The organism is Microbacterium hydrocarbonoxydans (assembly GCF_023715885.1).
GTDB classification, from domain to species: domain Bacteria; phylum Actinomycetota; class Actinomycetes; order Actinomycetales; family Microbacteriaceae; genus Microbacterium; species Microbacterium hydrocarbonoxydans_C.
Window position 1 is genome coordinate 561,104 of record NZ_JAMBOY010000002.1, and the last position, 15,513, is coordinate 576,616.

General features: G+C 69.8%; 16 protein-coding genes and 1 tRNA gene. 6 read left to right on the top strand and 11 right to left on the bottom strand.

The features are described 5' to 3' along the window. Positions 1 to 155 precede the first annotated feature (155 nt). Complete coding sequence (locus tag M3195_RS06990; RefSeq protein WP_251586447.1) at positions 156 to 935, bottom strand: isoprenyl transferase; 780 nt, start codon at positions 933 to 935, stop codon at positions 156 to 158. A 118-nt stretch (positions 936 to 1,053) separates the two neighbouring features. Here M3195_RS06990 and trhA point away from each other — a divergent pair, with 118 nt between their 5' ends. Next, positions 1,054 to 1,782 (top strand): PAQR family membrane homeostasis protein TrhA, encoded by a 729-nt coding sequence (gene trhA, locus M3195_RS06995; protein WP_251585951.1) that lies wholly within the window; start codon positions 1,054 to 1,056, stop codon positions 1,780 to 1,782. A 10-nt stretch (positions 1,783 to 1,792) separates the two neighbouring features. Here the strand turns inward: trhA and M3195_RS07000 are convergent, their stop codons facing one another. Continuing rightward, positions 1,793 to 2,077: a hypothetical protein gene (locus tag M3195_RS07000; protein ID WP_251585953.1), complete on the bottom strand. Its 285-nt coding sequence runs from the start codon at positions 2,075 to 2,077 to the stop codon at positions 1,793 to 1,795. Positions 2,078 to 2,146: 69 nt separating this feature from the next. Between M3195_RS07000 and M3195_RS07005 the strand changes: the two genes are divergently transcribed. Together M3195_RS07005 and greA are read left to right on the top strand one after the other, a co-directional pair. Further along, positions 2,147 to 2,533 (top strand): DUF4307 domain-containing protein, encoded by a 387-nt coding sequence (locus M3195_RS07005; RefSeq protein ID WP_251585955.1) that lies wholly within the window; start codon positions 2,147 to 2,149, stop codon positions 2,531 to 2,533. 96 nt (positions 2,534 to 2,629) lie between these two features. Further along, entirely contained in the window at positions 2,630 to 3,118 is a 489-nt protein-coding gene (gene greA, locus M3195_RS07010; protein WP_251585957.1) for a transcription elongation factor GreA, read from the top strand. A gap of 133 nt (positions 3,119 to 3,251) precedes the next feature. On the opposite strand, the gene ilvA is transcribed toward greA, so the two are convergent. Together ilvA and M3195_RS07020 are read right to left on the bottom strand one after the other, a co-directional pair. Continuing rightward, a complete protein-coding gene (ilvA, locus tag M3195_RS07015; protein ID WP_251585958.1) occupies positions 3,252 to 4,481 on the bottom strand; it encodes a threonine ammonia-lyase in 1,230 nt (409 codons plus the stop codon). Beyond that, the gene (locus tag M3195_RS07020; protein ID WP_251585960.1) at positions 4,478 to 5,674 is read right to left on the bottom strand and encodes an AI-2E family transporter; all 1,197 of its coding nucleotides are present in this window, start codon (positions 5,672 to 5,674) and stop codon (positions 4,478 to 4,480) included. Before M3195_RS07020 ends, ilvA begins: the two co-directional genes overlap by 4 nt. 114 nt (positions 5,675 to 5,788) lie before the next feature. Here M3195_RS07020 and M3195_RS07025 point away from each other — a divergent pair, with 114 nt between their 5' ends. Together M3195_RS07025 and M3195_RS07030 are read left to right on the top strand one after the other, a co-directional pair. Then, positions 5,789 to 7,066, top strand: coding sequence for a winged helix-turn-helix domain-containing protein (locus M3195_RS07025; protein WP_251585962.1), 1,278 nt, complete (start codon positions 5,789 to 5,791; stop codon positions 7,064 to 7,066). Continuing rightward, positions 7,063 to 7,542, top strand: coding sequence for a hypothetical protein (locus M3195_RS07030; protein WP_251585964.1), 480 nt, complete (start codon positions 7,063 to 7,065; stop codon positions 7,540 to 7,542). The genes M3195_RS07025 and M3195_RS07030 overlap by 4 nt, the downstream gene beginning before the upstream one ends. 39 nt (positions 7,543 to 7,581) lie before the next feature. Here M3195_RS07030 and M3195_RS07035 read toward each other — a convergent pair whose 3' ends face one another. From M3195_RS07035 to M3195_RS07045, 3 genes are all read right to left on the bottom strand, one after another. Further along, positions 7,582 to 8,148 (bottom strand): LemA family protein, encoded by a 567-nt coding sequence (locus tag M3195_RS07035; RefSeq protein WP_050721493.1) that lies wholly within the window; start codon positions 8,146 to 8,148, stop codon positions 7,582 to 7,584. An 83-nt stretch (positions 8,149 to 8,231) separates the two neighbouring features. Beyond that, positions 8,232 to 9,545, bottom strand: a complete 1,314-nt coding sequence (locus tag M3195_RS07040; protein ID WP_251585965.1) for a D-arabinono-1,4-lactone oxidase — start codon at positions 9,543 to 9,545, stop codon at positions 8,232 to 8,234. Continuing rightward, complete coding sequence (locus tag M3195_RS07045) at positions 9,542 to 10,789, bottom strand: alanine racemase (RefSeq protein ID WP_251585966.1); 1,248 nt, start codon at positions 10,787 to 10,789, stop codon at positions 9,542 to 9,544. Before M3195_RS07045 ends, M3195_RS07040 begins: the two co-directional genes overlap by 4 nt. An 86-nt stretch (positions 10,790 to 10,875) precedes the next feature. Here M3195_RS07045 and M3195_RS07050 point away from each other — a divergent pair. After that, a tRNA-Leu gene (locus M3195_RS07050) sits at positions 10,876 to 10,951 on the top strand. Positions 10,952 to 10,962: 11 nt separating this feature from the next. Here M3195_RS07050 and M3195_RS07055 read toward each other — a convergent pair. From M3195_RS07055 to M3195_RS07070, 4 genes are all read right to left on the bottom strand, one after another. Beyond that, complete coding sequence (locus M3195_RS07055) at positions 10,963 to 11,748, bottom strand: cation-transporting ATPase (RefSeq protein ID WP_251585967.1); 786 nt, start codon at positions 11,746 to 11,748, stop codon at positions 10,963 to 10,965. A gap of 279 nt (positions 11,749 to 12,027) precedes the next feature. Then, positions 12,028 to 13,605: an NAD(P)/FAD-dependent oxidoreductase gene (locus tag M3195_RS07060; RefSeq protein ID WP_251585969.1), complete on the bottom strand. Its 1,578-nt coding sequence runs from the start codon at positions 13,603 to 13,605 to the stop codon at positions 12,028 to 12,030. 39 nt (positions 13,606 to 13,644) lie between these two features. Further along, complete coding sequence (locus M3195_RS07065; RefSeq protein ID WP_251585971.1) at positions 13,645 to 14,934, bottom strand: S8 family serine peptidase; 1,290 nt, start codon at positions 14,932 to 14,934, stop codon at positions 13,645 to 13,647. Further along, complete coding sequence (locus M3195_RS07070; protein ID WP_251585972.1) at positions 14,931 to 15,473, bottom strand: DUF501 domain-containing protein; 543 nt, start codon at positions 15,471 to 15,473, stop codon at positions 14,931 to 14,933. Before M3195_RS07070 ends, M3195_RS07065 begins: the two co-directional genes overlap by 4 nt. Between the last annotated feature and the right edge of the window lie 40 nt (positions 15,474 to 15,513).

Below are 15,513 nucleotides of genomic sequence, written 5' to 3' on the forward strand. Positions count from 1 at the left end.
GACCAGGGGGTCACGAGTCGCGAACCTGAGGCCGACTCGACGGGCGCCTTGCCCGATGCCTAGAAGCTACGACCAGCCGCCGACATTTGGTCGGCTCGACACGCCAGCAATTCGTTACGTGTTGATGAACGGATCGTCGACGCGCACCGTCGGGGTCAGCGGCCGAAACGACGGTCGCGATCCGCGTAGTCGCGGATCGCGCGGAGGAAGTCCACCTGCCGGAGATCCGGGCCGAGCGCCTCGACGAAGTAGAACTCGCTGTGCGCGCTCTGCCAGAGGAGGAAGTCGCTGAGTCGCTGCTCGCCGCTCGTGCGGATCACGAGATCCGGGTCGGGCTGGCCGCCCGTGTAGAGGTGCTCCCCGATCATCTCCGGGGTGAGGTGGGCGGCGAGGTCCTCGATCGTGCCGCCGGACGCCTGGTGAGCGGTGACGATGCTGCGCACGGCGTCGACGATCTCGTTGCGTCCGCCGTATCCGACCGCGAGGTTCACGTGCAGACCCGTGTGATCCCTGGTTCGCTCCTGCGCATCCTCGAGCACGCGTGCGAGCTCCGGCGGCAGGATGTCGGAGCGACCGACGTGCTTGACCCGCCAGTTCCCCTCCCGTGACAGCTCGTCGGCGAGCTCGGCGATGATCTCGATGAGGTCGGCCAGCTCCGCGGAGTCGCGCTTGCGGAGATTGTCGCTGGACAGCAGGTAGAGCGAGACGACCCGGATGCCGAGCTCATCGCACCAGCCGAGGAACTCGATCATCTTCGCCGCGCCCGCGCGATGCCCTTCCGCAGGAGTGGCGTACCCGAGCTGTCGTGCCCACCGACGGTTGCCGTCGATCATCATGGCGACGTGATGCGGAACGGACGCCGGATCGAGGTGGCGGCGCAGCCGACTGGTGTAGAGGCGGTACAGCGGCCCCCGCCCCTGACCATCGCGTGACATCACCTCCCTACGCTATCGTGCGGTGCTCGGGAATGCCCGAGAGCGGCTTCCGGGCATCTGAGACGAGCTCTCAGGTTATGTACGCCTGGTGGAATGGCACGCCACCTAGAGTGAGCACGTGAGCACTCCCGACGCTTCCGCCCCCGACCTTCCCCAGCTCCCGCTGCTCGAGGAAGCGGCCGACGACGCGCACGTCGAGCTCAAGCCCACCTGGCGCGGCTGGATCCATGCCGGGACCTTCCCGGTCGCGATCGCGGCCGGCGTGCTGCTCATCGTGTTCGCGCAGGGCGGTGCCGCCAAGTGGGCGGCCGCCGTGTTCATGGCCTCCTCGCTGCTGCTGTTCGGCAACTCCGCGGTCTACCACCGCTTCAACTGGGGTCCCACGGTCAAAGTCGTGCTCAAGCGCATCGACCACGCGAACATCCTGCTGCTCATCGCCGGTACGTACACTCCGCTCGCCGTGCTCGCTCTTCCCCCGGAGAAGGGGATGCTGTTGCTCAGCCTCGTGTGGAGCGGTGCGCTGCTCGGCATCCTGTTCCGGGTGTTCTGGATCAACGCGCCCCGCTGGCTGTACGTCGCGCTCTATCTGCTGCTCGGCTGGGCCGCAGTGATGTACATCGTCGACCTGCTGAACGCCAACGTCGCGATGATGGTGCTCGTCATCGTCGGCGGGCTGCTCTACACGGGCGGTGCCGTGGTCTACGCGCTGAAGAAGCCGAACCCTTGGCCGGGGCACTTCGGCTTCCACGAGATCTTCCACGTCTGCACCGTACTGGCGTTCCTGTGCCACTGGACGGCGTGCCTGCTCATCGCGCTCGACCCGCTGTCACCGTCGCTCGGCGCCTAGCAGCTGGGGGTCAGCGCTTCTCAGGGTCGTCGTCACCCTCGCGCACGATCGGCAGGTCGGCGTCCGTCTCGGTCGCTTCATCGGCCGCGCGCGCAGCCTCTTCGGCATCCAGTTCTTCGCGCACCTCCTCGCGGTAGCGCACGCGACGGATCCGGCGGTTCATGTCGAGGATGAGCAGGATCACGGCGACGAGCAGGATCACCACGGCGGCGAAGCCGACGAATCCGGGGGTGACCGACTCGGGCGCCACCGTCATCGACGGCGTCGGCATCGGGGTCTCGGTCAGAGCGAGCATGGAGTCTGCCTTTCCTGCGCAGGTCGCATAACCTGGAGTTACCAGCCTAACGACCGGAAGACCCGCCCCGTGACGACCGCACAGCAGCTCGACGACCGCTATGGACGCACCCGCCGACGGAGGACGCCCTGGATCGTGCTGATCGTCGTGGCCGCGCTCCTGGTCGGGGCCTTCGGCTGGTCGATCGTGACGGAGCAGATGAACAGCGTCGACTCCGACGATCTGGGCTTCGACCTCGTCGACGAGCACACGGTCGACGTGCGCTTCCAGATCACCGGGGTGCAGGGCAAAAACGTCGTGTGCGTCGTCGAAGCGCTCGACGAGGAGTTCGGCGTGGTGGGCTGGAAGGTCGTCGAGATCCCGGCATCCGACTCCCACTCCCAGGCGCTGTCGACCACCGTGCCGACCGTCGCGGAGGCGACGACGGGTTTGGTGAACAGCTGCTGGGTCGCCTAGACTCGGGGCAGACAGACGACGCCCTGGCACCGTGCCGGGGCGTCTTGGCATATCCCCCGCGGAACGTCGGCGGATACCGAATGAAGGAGCTTCGTCATGTCTACTGACGCTCAGGTTCCCTTCCTCACGCAGGAAGCCTACGACCGGCTCGTCGCCGAGCTGGAGCACCTGTCGACGACGGGTCGCGAGGAGATCGCCAAGCGCATCGAGGCCGCCCGCGAAGAGGGCGACCTCAAGGAGAACGGCGGTTATCACGCCGCGAAGGACGAGCAGGGCAAGCAGGAGGCCCGCATCCGCACCCTCGAGGGTCTGCTGAAGACCGCGAAGGTCGGCGAGGCGCCGCCCAGCCGCGGCATCGTGGAGCCTGGCACGGTCGTCACGGCCGTCGTCGCGGGCGGCGAAGAGGTCTTCCTGCTCGGCAGTCGCGAGATCGCAGCCGGCAGCGACCTCGACGTCTACAGCGAGGCGAGCCCGCTCGGCAAGGCCATCCTCGGGCTGAAGGTCGGCGACAAGTCGTCGTACGAGGCGCCGAACGGCCGCTCGATCTCGGTCGAGATCGTCAACGTCGAGACCTACACCGGCTGACCGGTGACACGACGAAGGCCCCGTCCGATCGGACGGGGCCTTCGTCGTGTGCGCCGCGCTTGCGATGACGCCTTCCGCCGACACCTGTTGCAGCAATCCTGCGCGAATCGCGCCAGCGGGTGCCCAGTGAAACTCAGTCGGGCACGACCATGGGCACGAAACCCTCCCGCCGCAGCGTCTCCAGCGTGAAGTCGGAGTGCTCGGGTCCTCGCGTCTCGACGCTGAGCTCCAGGATGACGTCGTTGATCTGCAGCCCGTGTCCGTGGCGCGTGTGCATGGCCTCGATGACGTTGGCACCTGCCTCGGCGATGAGCTCCGAGACCCGCGCCAGCTGGCCGGGACGGTCGGGCAGCGGGATGCGGATCGTGAGATAGCGGCCGGAGGCGGCGAGTCCGTGCGAGACAACGCGCTGCAGCAGCAGCGGGTCGATGTTGCCGCCCGACAGCACGGCCATCGTCGTGCCGGACGAGTGCACCTTGCCGGCGAGGATCGCGGCGACACCGGCCGCGCCCGCAGGCTCCGCGACGACTCTCGTCTGCTCGAGCAGGATGAGGATCGCCCGAGCCAGATCGTCGTCGGAGACCGTGACCACCTCGTCGACGAGGTCCTTGATGATGCCGAAGGGGATCGCTCCGGGGCGTGCGACGAGGATGCCGTCGGCGATCGTCGGGCGGGTCTCGATGTCGACGGGTTCACCGGCTTCGAGCGAGGGCAGCATCGCGGCCGCGTTCTCCGCCTGGACGCCGATGATCCGCACGGCCCGCCCGCGCTCTGCGGCGCGCGCCCTGGCCGCCGCGGCGACTCCGGCGATGAGGCCGCCACCACCGATGCTCAGCACGATCGTGTCGACGTCGGGGGCGTCGTCGAGCAGCTCGAGTCCCAGCGTCCCCTGGCCGATCACGATGTCGCGGTGGTCGAACGGGTGGATGAGGACGGCGCCGGTGCGCTCCGCGAACTCGGCGGCCAGCCGGAGCGAGGTCGCGACCGTCTCGCCCTCGAGCACGACCTCGGCACCGTAGTTGCGGGTCGCGAGGAGCTTCGGCACCGGGACGCCGATCGGCATGAAGATCGTCGCGGGGATGCCGAGCGCCTGGGCGGCGAGGGCGACGCCCTGTGCGTGATTGCCGGCCGACGCGGCCACGACGCCGCGCGCCCGCTCCTCGGCGCTCAGCCGCGACAGGCGGTAGGCGGCTCCGCGGATCTTGAAGGAACCGGTGCGCTGCAGGTTCTCCATCTTGAGGAGCACGGGTGAACCCAGCACGTCGGTCAGAGCACGCGACGGAAGCGTCGGCGTGTGCATGATCACCTCAGCCAGACTCTGAGCGGCGTGCTCGAACTCGGTCAGGCTGGGGACTGCGCTCATCGATTCCTCCGTGTCCGCTCGCGCGGGACTGTGCTCCAGATCAGGTCGGCGTCCGGCTGATCGCCGGTGCGCCACGACCCCGTGCTGATGGTGACCGCGGCGACGTTGACGAACGCCGCGAGGGGCACCGCGAACAGTGCCCCGGGGATGCCGCCGACCATCGAGCCGCCGGCGACGACGAGCACCACGGCGAGCGGGTGCACCTTGACGGCCGAGCCCATCATGATCGGCTGCAGGATGTGTCCTTCCAGCTGCTGCACCGCGAGCACGACCCCGAGCATCGCGAGAGCGATCCAGGGTCCGTTGTACACGAGGGCGAGCAGCACGGCGATCGCGCCGGTCACGACCGCACCGACGATCGGCACGAACGAGCCGAGGAAGACGAGGACGGCGACGGGGATGGCGAGCGGGACGCCGAGGAGTGCCGCGCCGGCACCGATGCCGACGGCGTCGATGGCCGCGACGAAGAGCTGGGTGCGCGCGTAGTTGACGAGGGTCGCGAATCCGTTCGTCGCGGCGGCGTCGGCCGCCGGTCGCGCAGCGCGCGGGAACAGACGGAGGGTCCACCGCCAGATGCGGCCGCCGTCAGCGAGCAGGCAGATGAGGATGAAGAGCGCCAGCACCGCTCCGGTCACGACGTGCGCCGCGGTGGTTCCGACGGCCAGCGCACCGTTGAGGAGGGTCTGGGCCTGCTCGTTGATGATCTGCAGACCCTGATCGATGTACCCCTGGATCTGAGCCTCGCTCAGGTGAAGAGGTCCGTTCAGGAGGAACTGACGGAAGTCCTGGATCGCCTGCGTGCTGCGCTGCTGCACGTCCGGCAACTGCTGGCGGATCTGCCAGACGACCAGCCACATGAGCACCGTCACGATCGCGATGGTGCCGATGATGGAGATCGCCACCGCTGCCCACCGCGGGAAGCGGTGTCGCAGCATCCATTGGAACGCCGGCCACAGCAGGGCGGTGATGAGGATGCCGATCATGAGCGGGATCACGAGCAGTTTCAGCTCGATCACGAGCCAGATGAACCCGGCGGCGACGGCCGCGATGAGGAGCAGTCGCCATGCGTAGGCGGCGGTGATGCGCAGGCCGCGCGGTACCGCCTCATCGGCTGCCGTCGTGACCGTGCGCTCGGTCGAGGTCGGACGCGGACGGAAGAGGTCTCTCAGCCGCGGACGCTGCTCTTCGCTCATCGCCCAAGTCTACGGCGCTGGACCAGGCTCCCCCGACGCGGTTCGGCAACATGACGAGGCGTCGAGGGCCGTCGCCGAGGCCCGGATGTCGGAGCACCTGGATACGCTGGCCGGGTGACCGACACTCTCAGCTCAGCGCAGGCGCGTCGTATGGCCCTCGCGGCTCAGGGCTTCTCCCGCGCCCGTCCAGCGGCGCCCTCGACGCGTCACATCCACCGGGTCATGGAGCGTCTGGGCGTGCTGCAGATCGACTCGGTCAACGTGTTCGCCCGGTCGCACTATCTTCCCCTCTTCTCCCGTCTCGGTGGCTACGATCCCGCACTGGTCGACCGGATGTTCCTGTCGCGCGCGACCCGCTACGTGGAGTACCTGGCCCACGAGGCGACGTTCATGCCGATCGAGGACTGGCCGCTGTGGCGTTTCCGCATGGAGAGGTTCCGGCGGCGCGGGGCGGACCCGGAGTCGTGGGCGAGTCAGAACGCGCAGACCATCTCCTGGGTCCTCGACGAGCTCCGCGCCCAAGGCCCGTTGCGACCGGCCGACCTTCGAGCGGACGCTCCTCGCGAGCGCGGCACCTGGTGGGACTGGGACGACGTGAAGCTGGCGCTGGAGCATCTGTGGCGTACGGGTGACGTGGCGATCAGCGGAAGGAAGGGGTTCGAGCGGAGCTACGCCCTGGCCGAGAACGTCATCCCCGACAGCATCCGTTCGCGCGAGCTGTCGTACGACGACTCCATCCGCGAACTGATCCGCCGGGCGGCACGCTCGTCGGGCGTCGCCACGATGGCCGACCTCGCCGACTACTACCGGATCCGCGATCGGGCCACGATCTCCCGGGCTGTCGCGGACCTCGTCGATGAGGGTGAGCTCCTCCCCGTCCGGGTGCTCGGATGGGAACGAGCCGGCCGTCCCCTGGCGGCGTGGCGGCACCGCGATGCCGTGCTCCCCCGCCGCATCGACGCGGCCGCACTGCTCACGCCGTTCGATCCCGTGGTGTGGTTCCGCGAGCGGGCGCTCCGCGCCTTCGAGCTCGACTACCGCATCGAGATCTACGTCCCTGCGGCCAAGCGTCGCTACGGCTACTACTCGCTTCCGGTGCTGGTCGGCGACCGGGTCGTCGCCCGCGTCGATCTGAAGGCCGAGCGGGCCACGTCGACGCTGCAGGTGCAGTCGGCATGGTGGGAGCCGCAGGCGCATGCCGAGGCGGACGCCGAGCGCATCGCGAGCGAGCTCGTGCTCGCTGCGTCGTGGCAGGGCCTGGAGCACGTCTCGGTCTCGGGCTGGGGAACGGCCGCGGAGGCCCTTCACAGCGCCCTCAGCGCTCTGTCCGTCGCCGCCGGGTCCGCCGTCTCGGTGCGTCGACACGTCCACACCAGAGAGGCGACTCCGTGACTCGGCGCGCGAAGTGGATCCTCGGCGGCGCGGCGCTGGTCGTTGTGATCGTCGCGATCGTCGCGATCGTCTGGTCGACGGCACGCCCGGCACCGGAGGCATCAGCGAGTCCGGCTCCGACGCCGACCCCTTCAATCGACCTGCTCGCCTCCGCTCAGGCTGAAGTGGACGAGCACCTCGAGCAGTGCGCGGCCGCGGGTGCGCCCGATGGTGTCATGCCGGAGGCGTGCGGAATTCGCATCCCGTGGGGAACAGAGTTCGCAGCCGTGTCCGACGCACGGTTCCGCATCGAGCGGATGCCGGAGGTCTCCCTCACCGATGACGGTTTCGTCGCGCAGGGCGGCGAGCTGATCGCCACGGTCACGGGCACCGGTCAGGACGGCGCCCCGCGCACCGAGACCTATCGCACGCAGAACTGGTCGGTGCGCGGCGATGCCGAGCGCACGAGAACGGGCGTCGACATCACGGTGTGGTGAGGTCGTCGCCCGCTGTCGTCAGGTGAGAGGGCCGTGCGGTCAGAACTGCACGCGCGGCGGCTCGGAGATCGCCCCGCTGTCGGCGACCTCGAAGAACTCGCGCTCGGTGAATCCGAGTCCCTTGGCGAACAGATTGTTCGGGAAGACCTTGATCTTCGTGTTCAGCTCGCGCACGCCGCCGTTGTAGAACCGACGGGCCGCCTGGATCTTGTCCTCGGTGTCGACGAGAGCCTGCTGCACCTGCAGGAAGTTCTGGCTCGCCTGCAGCTGCGGATACGCCTCGGCGACCGCGAACAGACTGCGCAGTGCCTGCTGAAGGTGCCCCTCCGCGATGCCGGCCTCGCCCGGTCCGCTGGCCGACAGCGTCTCCGCGCGGGCGCGCGTGACGTTCTCGAACACCGCCTTTTCGTGGGAGGCATAGCCCTTGACCGTCTCGATGAGATTCGGGATGAGGTCGGCTCGGCGCTTGAGCTGCACGGTGATGCCGCTCCACGCCTCGTCGACGCGGACGTTGAGCTGCACCAGCGAGTTGTACGTCGCCCACAGGTAGATGCCGACGAGCAGGATCACTCCGACGACGATCAGTACCGGCACGAGCCATTCCATCAGAGGCCCACCCTTCCTCGTGTTTCTCTCATCCTATCGGCGCAGTCTGCGCGTCGACTGGGCGCATGACGGTGCGCTCCGGGTCAGGCGCCGAGGACGCGGTCGAGGTAGCGGTTGGCGAAGCGTCGCTCCGGATCGAGTCGGTCTCGGAGAGCGACGAAGTCGTCGAACCGCGGGTAGCGCTCACGCAGCTGCTCGGCGGTCAGTGTGTGCAGCTTGCCCCAGTGCGGCCTGCCGTCGTGCTCGAGCATGATCCGCTCGACCGCCTCGAAGTACTCGGTGGGGTCGGCCCGCCAGTAGCGGTGCACGGCGATGTATCCGCTCGCACGACCGTGCGCGGTCGAGAGCCACCGGTCATCGGCCGCGGCGAAGCGCACCTCGATGGGGAACTCGATGCGCCACCCGCGCTTCGCGATCAGGGCCTGCACTTCTCGGAACGCCGGCACCACGTTCTCGGCGGGCAGGGAGTACTCCATCTCCCGGAAGCGCACGGTACGGCTCTGCGTCAGCACACGGTGCGACAGATCGGTGTACTCGCGGTCGCCGGTGACCTTCACGGCGAGGCGGCTGAACGGCGGCGTGACCGCCGGAACCACCTGCCCTGCGGCACAGGCGGCTCGATAGACGCCGTTGGATAGCAGGGTCTCATCGACCCATTTCCCTACGCGGGGCAGGGGCTGACGTCGGGTCGACTCAGGGAGGCGGGTCTGCTGCTTCGTCAGTGCGACCTCGGTGTGCGGGAACCAGTAGAACTCGAAGTGGTCGGATGCCGCGACCCGCTGATCGAGCGACTCCAGCACCTCCTCGAGCGGCTCCGGCCGGTCGACTGCCTGCAACACGAAAGCCGCGACGCACTGCAGCGTGACCTCGACGATGATGCCGAGTGCGCCGAGACCGAGCGCGACAGCGGGGAGCATCTCGGGCTGGTGGTCTTCGTCGATCCGCAGGAACTCCCCTTCCGCGGTGACGAGGGTCACGCCGACCACCTGGGTCGCGAGGCCACCGAACCCGGCGCCGGTGCCGTGGGTGCCGGTCGAGATCGCGCCGGCGATCGACTGACGATCGATGTCTCCGAGGTTCTGCATCGCGAGGCCGTGCGCCGCGAGCAGCCGCGGGACGCGGTGCAGCCGCGTGCCGGCGAGAAGCGTGGCGCGGCCGGTGGCGGCATCCGCTGAGACGAGTCCCTGCATGTCGTCGAGCTCCAGCAGCACCCCGGGAGCGATCGCGATTCCCGTGAAGCTGTGCCCGGCGCCGACGGCCTTGATGCTCAACCGCTGGGCGAGGGCGGCCTTCACCGCGCGCTGAACGCCCTCCGGACTGCGTGGGCGCTCGACGCGCAGCGGCTTGACCTGCGCCGACCGCCCCCAGTTCTGCCAGGTGCCGCCGATCCGCGTCATAGGAACGCCTTCCCCTCGCCGCGGTAGGTGGGCAGCTCGTCGACGACCTCGTCCCCCGACACCAGGTGATAGCTGTCGATGCGCTCGGCCGGTTCGCCGCTCTTCGCGTGACGGAACCACACCCGGTCGCCCACCCCGAGCGTCGCGGCCTTCGGCCCCTGCAGCGGCGTCTGGACTTCTCCCGCCGCTTCTCTCGGCAGCGTGCGGAGACCAGCGGGCCAGACCGGCTTCGGTTGCCGCGAGGCCACTGCCGGTCCGGAGGCGATCCACCCGCCGCCGAGCACGGTCGCGATGTCGGCGGTCGGGCGGCGGACGACATCGAAGGCGAAGGCGGCCGCAGGGGCGGGCTGGAAGGACCGGTACCCGTCGAAGAGGTGACCGCCGAGCAGACCGCTCCCCGCGCTCGCCTCCGTGAGCGATTCGTCGCTGCCCGTGAATTCGAGGGATCCGGTGCCGCCGCCGTTGAGGAACTCGAGATGCGCGATGCCGGCGAGCGCTCCGACGATCTCGGCCCGCCGATCACGCAGCTCGGCCCGCGAACGCGCCTGCATCAGGCGGATCACGGGGGCGTCCGGTCCCGCCGCGTCGCCCTGGCCGGCGATCTGCGCCTCGTACATCTGCAGACCGACGAGGCGGAAGCCGGGACGACGCACGATCGTCCGCGCGAATGCCGCTACCTCGTCGGCCGAGAACAACGCGGATCGCCGGACGCCGATGTGACCGAGCGCCGCAGATCGGAGCGAGGCGTCGGCGTCGATCGCGACGCGGATCTCAGGTCTGCGCTCAGACGAGGCGACGCTGTCGATCAGATCGAGCTGTGCGGGATCGTCGACCATGAGGGTGATCCGGCGCGCCGCCTGCTCCGATGCGAAGAGCTCCGCGAGGGCGGCCCGATCGACGGTCGGATACCCGATCACGATGTCGTCGTGCGTCTCGGCGAGCCAGAGCGCCTCCGGCAGGGTGAAGGCGAGGATGCCGCGATAGCCGGGCAACTGCAGCACGGCGTCGAGCACGGCGCGCACGCGCACGGACTTCGACGCCACGCGGATCGGGAGTCCTCCCGCCCGCACCAGCATGTCGAGGGCATTGTGGCGGAGCGCCTCGCGATCGATGACGGCGACCGGGGCCGGCAGGTGCCCCGTCGCCGCGGACAGGCGCGGCCAGTACCGACCGGGGTCGTGCCATTCGGGGGCGACCGGGGACTGCTCCGGTGCGGGGCTCAGGTCGGCGGTGAGGTCGAGCACTCCCCCACCATACGACCTGGGTGCACTCGGATTCACCCTTTGCGGAACCGGGTCGCAGGCGAGCCCGGCGGTAGGCTGGCGGTCGTGCCCCCGTAGCCCAATGGCAGAGGCAGGCGACTTAAAATCGCTTCAGTCTGGGTTCGAGTCCCAGCGGGGGCACCACCGCGCCCGGCTCAGCGACCGAAGAGGTCGCCGATGCCGGGGATCCCGAGGTCGCCGAGCTTCTGCCCCCATTCGCTCGCCGTGTCGCCGAGTCCCGCGACCGTTTCGCCCGCGGATCCCATGAGGCCCTCGGCCGCTCCGGTGAGTTCCTCGGCGCCCAGACCGCTCGCGATCGCGTCCAGATCGACGCCCTGCGCCAGCGCGTCGAAGTCGACCCCGAGACCCGCCGCCTGCTCGAGCAGCGGCGCGGCGACCGCGCTGCCGACCGCTCCAGCCGCCACGACGCCCAGCGCGCCGACTGCGGCGCCGCCCACCACCCCGGCGGCTCCGAAGCCGCCGACGCGCGACAGGAGGCCGCGGATGCGTCCGGGGCGCGCCGCCTCGGTGCGCCCCGCGGCTCGCGCCAGATCGTCGGGCGACGACGAGGCGGGTCGCTCGCCGGGCGAGAGCTCGGCGGTCATGCGCTGCTGCACCTGAGCACGCTGCGCCGGTGAGAGCCGGGCGAACGCCTCGCGGTGGATCTGCTCGACCCGGTGCGGATCGGCGGTCTGCAGCAGGTAGTCGTAGCGCGCGATGGCCGCGCGGTCGGCATCCGTCCCCTGCCGCGTCCCGGCGGGTGGCGGTGCGTACCGGCCGCGCGGCGCGGGCGGTGCGTACGGGTCAGAGGCAGCAGGGGGCGCGTAGGACTGCGACGACGGTGGCTGGTGCGGAGCACGCGACGTCGTCTCGCGGTTACCGGTGCCGTCGAGGTCGAGCGCCTTCGCGGCCATTCCGAGCAGGCGGTTCAGCTTTCCCATGGTGGCGGTTCCTTCGTGTGACGAGCGGACCGCCCGGAACCGGTGGCGAAGGTCCGCGGCCGTCCGCGCTGATACGGACGCCCGGTCTCCTCCACCCTCGCGGGCCGATGGGCCGGGACATGATCACATGTCCGTAATGACGACGCCATCGCAGACGGGAGTACTCCCCTTGCAGAAACCACGGTAGCCGTCCCGCCTATGAGTGCGGTGCGAGCCGAGATCCCACCGAAGACGACGAACGCCCCGACTCCCAAGGGGTCGGGGCGTTCGTCGAGCAGCTTACTTCGCGGCGGCCGTCTCGGCCGGCTTCTCGACAGCGGCTTTCTTCGCGGCCGGCTTCTTGGCTGCGGGCTTCTTGGCCGGAGCCTTCGCCCCCGAGGCCTCGGACGCGGGCTTCTCCGCAGGAGCGTCGTCGCTCACCGGCTCATCGGCGTCCGGAGCCTTCTCGGCGGCGGCGATGGTGGTCGCCGGCTCCGAGGAGTGCGATCCGGGCAATGCCGGAGCGGCCGGGGCGGCGGGCGCCGGAGCGTCGGCGGCCGGACGCGGGCGCGCGGCGAACTCCTCGAACACGTAGCGCGGGTTCTGCACGGTCTGCAGGTTGACGAGGTCGCGACCCAGCCACAGGTTGTTCCACCAGCCCCACAGCACCCGCCACTTGCGCTCCCAGGTGGGCATGGCGAGACCGTGGTAGCCGCGGTGTGCGACCCAGGCGATGAAGCCCTTGAGCGCGATCTTGCCGGACTGGAAGACACCGTTGTAGAGACCGAGGCCCGCGACGGCACCGAGGTTCTTGTGGAAGTACTCCTTGGGAGCCTCACCGCGGAGCACCGCGACGAGGTTCTTCGCGAGGAGCTTCGCCTGACGCACGGCGTGCTGCGCGTTCGGCACGCAGAAGCCGCCGACGCCGCCGCCCGAGAGGTCGGGCACTGCGGAGACGTCACCGGCGGCCCAGGCACCCTCGACGAACGCCTCGGCAGTGCCGACGCGCAGGTCGGCACGGGTCTGGATGCGACCGCGCTCCTCGACGGGCAGGTCGCCGCCGCGAACGACGGTCGGGTTCGCCATGACGCCGGCGGTCCACACGATGAGATCGGTCGGGATGACCTCGCCGGTCGACAGCTCGACGTTGCCGTCGACCGCGCTCGTGAGCTGCGTGTCGAGGTGGATGAACGCACCCCGCTTGCCCAGGTCCTTCATGACCCACTTGCTCGTCTCGAGCGAGACCTCGGGCATGATGCGGCCCATGGCCTCGATCAGGTGGAAGTGCGTGTCGTCGAACGTGAGCTGCGGGTACTTGCTCACCAGCGACGACGCGAGAGAGCGCAGCTCCGCGAAGACCTCGATGCCTGCGAAGCCGCCGCCGACGACGACGACGGTCAGCAGACGATCGCGCTCGGGACCGGCCGGCAGCGTCGCCGCCTTGTCGAAGTTCGACATGAGGCGGTCGCGGATCGCGACGGCCTCTTCGATCGTCTTGAGGCCGATCGCGTTGTCGGCGATACCCGGGATCGGGAACGTGCGCGAGACCGCTCCGGCCGTGACGACGATCTGGTCGTATGCGAACTCGTACGGCTCGCCCAGCGGCGGCGTGATGGTCGCCGTCTTCTCGGCGTGGTTGATGTTCGTCACCTTGGCGGTGAGCACGTGCGTGCGCTTCAGGTGGCGACGGTGGGCGACCACCGAGTGGCGGGCCTCGATCGAGCCGGCGGCCACCTCGGGGAGGAACGGCTGGTACGTCATGTACGGCAGCGGGTCGACCATGGTGACGTCTGCTTCACCCTTGCGAAGGTGCTTCTCGAGCTTCCACGCGGTGTAGAAGCCTGCGTAGCCTCCACCGACGATCAGAATCTTGGGCACAGTGCTGTTCTGAGGCACGGGGGAAAAACTCCTCGGGAGTCAGGAATGTGGCGTGCGAGCGCGCGCCGATCGGATGCGCCGGGCAGCAGCGGTGACGCCAAGCGCTATCAGGATACCAGGGACTGTGAGCGCGATGAGCGGCAGGGTACCGTAGCGCAGTGAATCAGCGCTGGGAAGCAGCGGTGAACCGGGCTCGGTCGGCGCGTCGGCCGCCGGCAGCGGCGGGATCGCGATGGGGGTCGCGGTGGGCTCGGGCTGGGGAACCGTCTCGGCCCGCCGGTACAGGCGCACCCACTCGGCGAGGTCGCCCATCGGGTTCTCGCCCACCCTCGGGAGGTCCGCGGTGACGGCCGCCTGCGCATCGATCAGCCCGTATCCGTAGAACGGGTCGGGCACTCTCGCCATCCCCTCGACGGGGATGGCCGTTCTGATGATCCGGTTGATGACGTTCGCAGCGTCGAGGTCGGGGTGCGCCGCCCGGATCAGCGCGGCGATGCCCGCGACGATCGGCGCCGCACCGCTCGTGCCGCTCCACGAGACGAGCTTGCCGTCGGCCGAGACGCCGAGCAGCCCCTCGCTGGGTGCGGCGACGCCGATCGTGATGCCCTGCGTCGACGCCTCGATGCTGGCGGTGCCCGTCTGGTCCACTCCCCCGACCGTGAGCACGCCGGGGATCGTCGCCGGCGCGCCGATGATGTCGGTGCCGCTGCCGCGGTTGCCCGCCGCGACGACCACGACGACATCGTGCTCGAACGCATAGAGGAACGCGTCGTCCCAGCTGCGGTCCCAGTCGAGCGTGTTGGTCGTGAAGGAGAGGTTGATGATGTCGGCCCCGTTGTCGACCGCCCACTTCATGGCCTTCGCGACCTGCTCGGTGAACGGCACAGCGGCCGCCGCACCGAACCCCACCGAGACGGACAGCAGGTTCGCCTCGGGGGCGACGCCGATCATGCCGGTGCCGTCCGGTGCCCCCCGTCCAGCGGCCAGGGAAGCCACCCACGACCCGTGGTTGCCGTCGACCGCCCCCAGGGGGGTGCGCCCGTCCGGTGAGCCGGCGCCGGACACGTCGGTACCGCCCACCACGGCGCCGTCGAACGTGCCTGGCACCTTGCCGATACCCGTATCGATCACCGCGATCGTCACACCCTCGCCCCGGGTCGTCTGCCAGGCCTCGCGGATCCGCGCGCCGTCGAGCCAGTACTCCGCCGCGCGGGTGGGGTCCTGCGGGTCGTCGGCGACGGGAGGCGGCGTCGCGGCACCGAGCAGCAGCACGGATGCCACCACCGTCGCGGCCGCGATGGCGCTGTGCAGCATCCGCGCCGGTTTCATGCCGATGACGCCTCGGGGTCGCGGAGCGCCGCGCCGGGGTCTTCGCAGCGGCAGACGGCGGGAGACCAGCTGGAGCGCGCGAGCGCCTCGTCGCCGATCGGGTTCACCCCCGGCCCCGCGGCCAGCGCATGTCCGGCGAGGGCGTGCAGGCACTTGACCCTCGTCGGCATCCCACCGGCGGAGACCCCGTCGATCTCGGGCACGTCGCCGAACCCGGCACGGTCGGCGAGGTACGCCTCGTGCGCAGCCAGGTAGGCCGCGGCGATGTCGGCGTCATCGGCGAGCAGAGCCGCCAGCTCAGGCATCACCTGTGTGGCCTCGAGGGTCGACATGGCCGCCGTCGCAGCGGGATGCGTGAGGTAGTAGAACGTCGGGAAGGGGGTGCCGTCCGGCAACCGCGGGGTGGTCGCGACCACGGTCGGATTGCCGCACGCGCAGCGCGCCGCGATGCCGACGACTCCGCGCGCCTGGCGCCCCAGCTGGGCCGAGACCACGGCGATCTCGGCGGGTGTGGGGGCAGGGAAAGGCGGCGTGGTCACCCGACAAGCGTACGGGAGCAGTCGGGGAGGATGCTCGGAG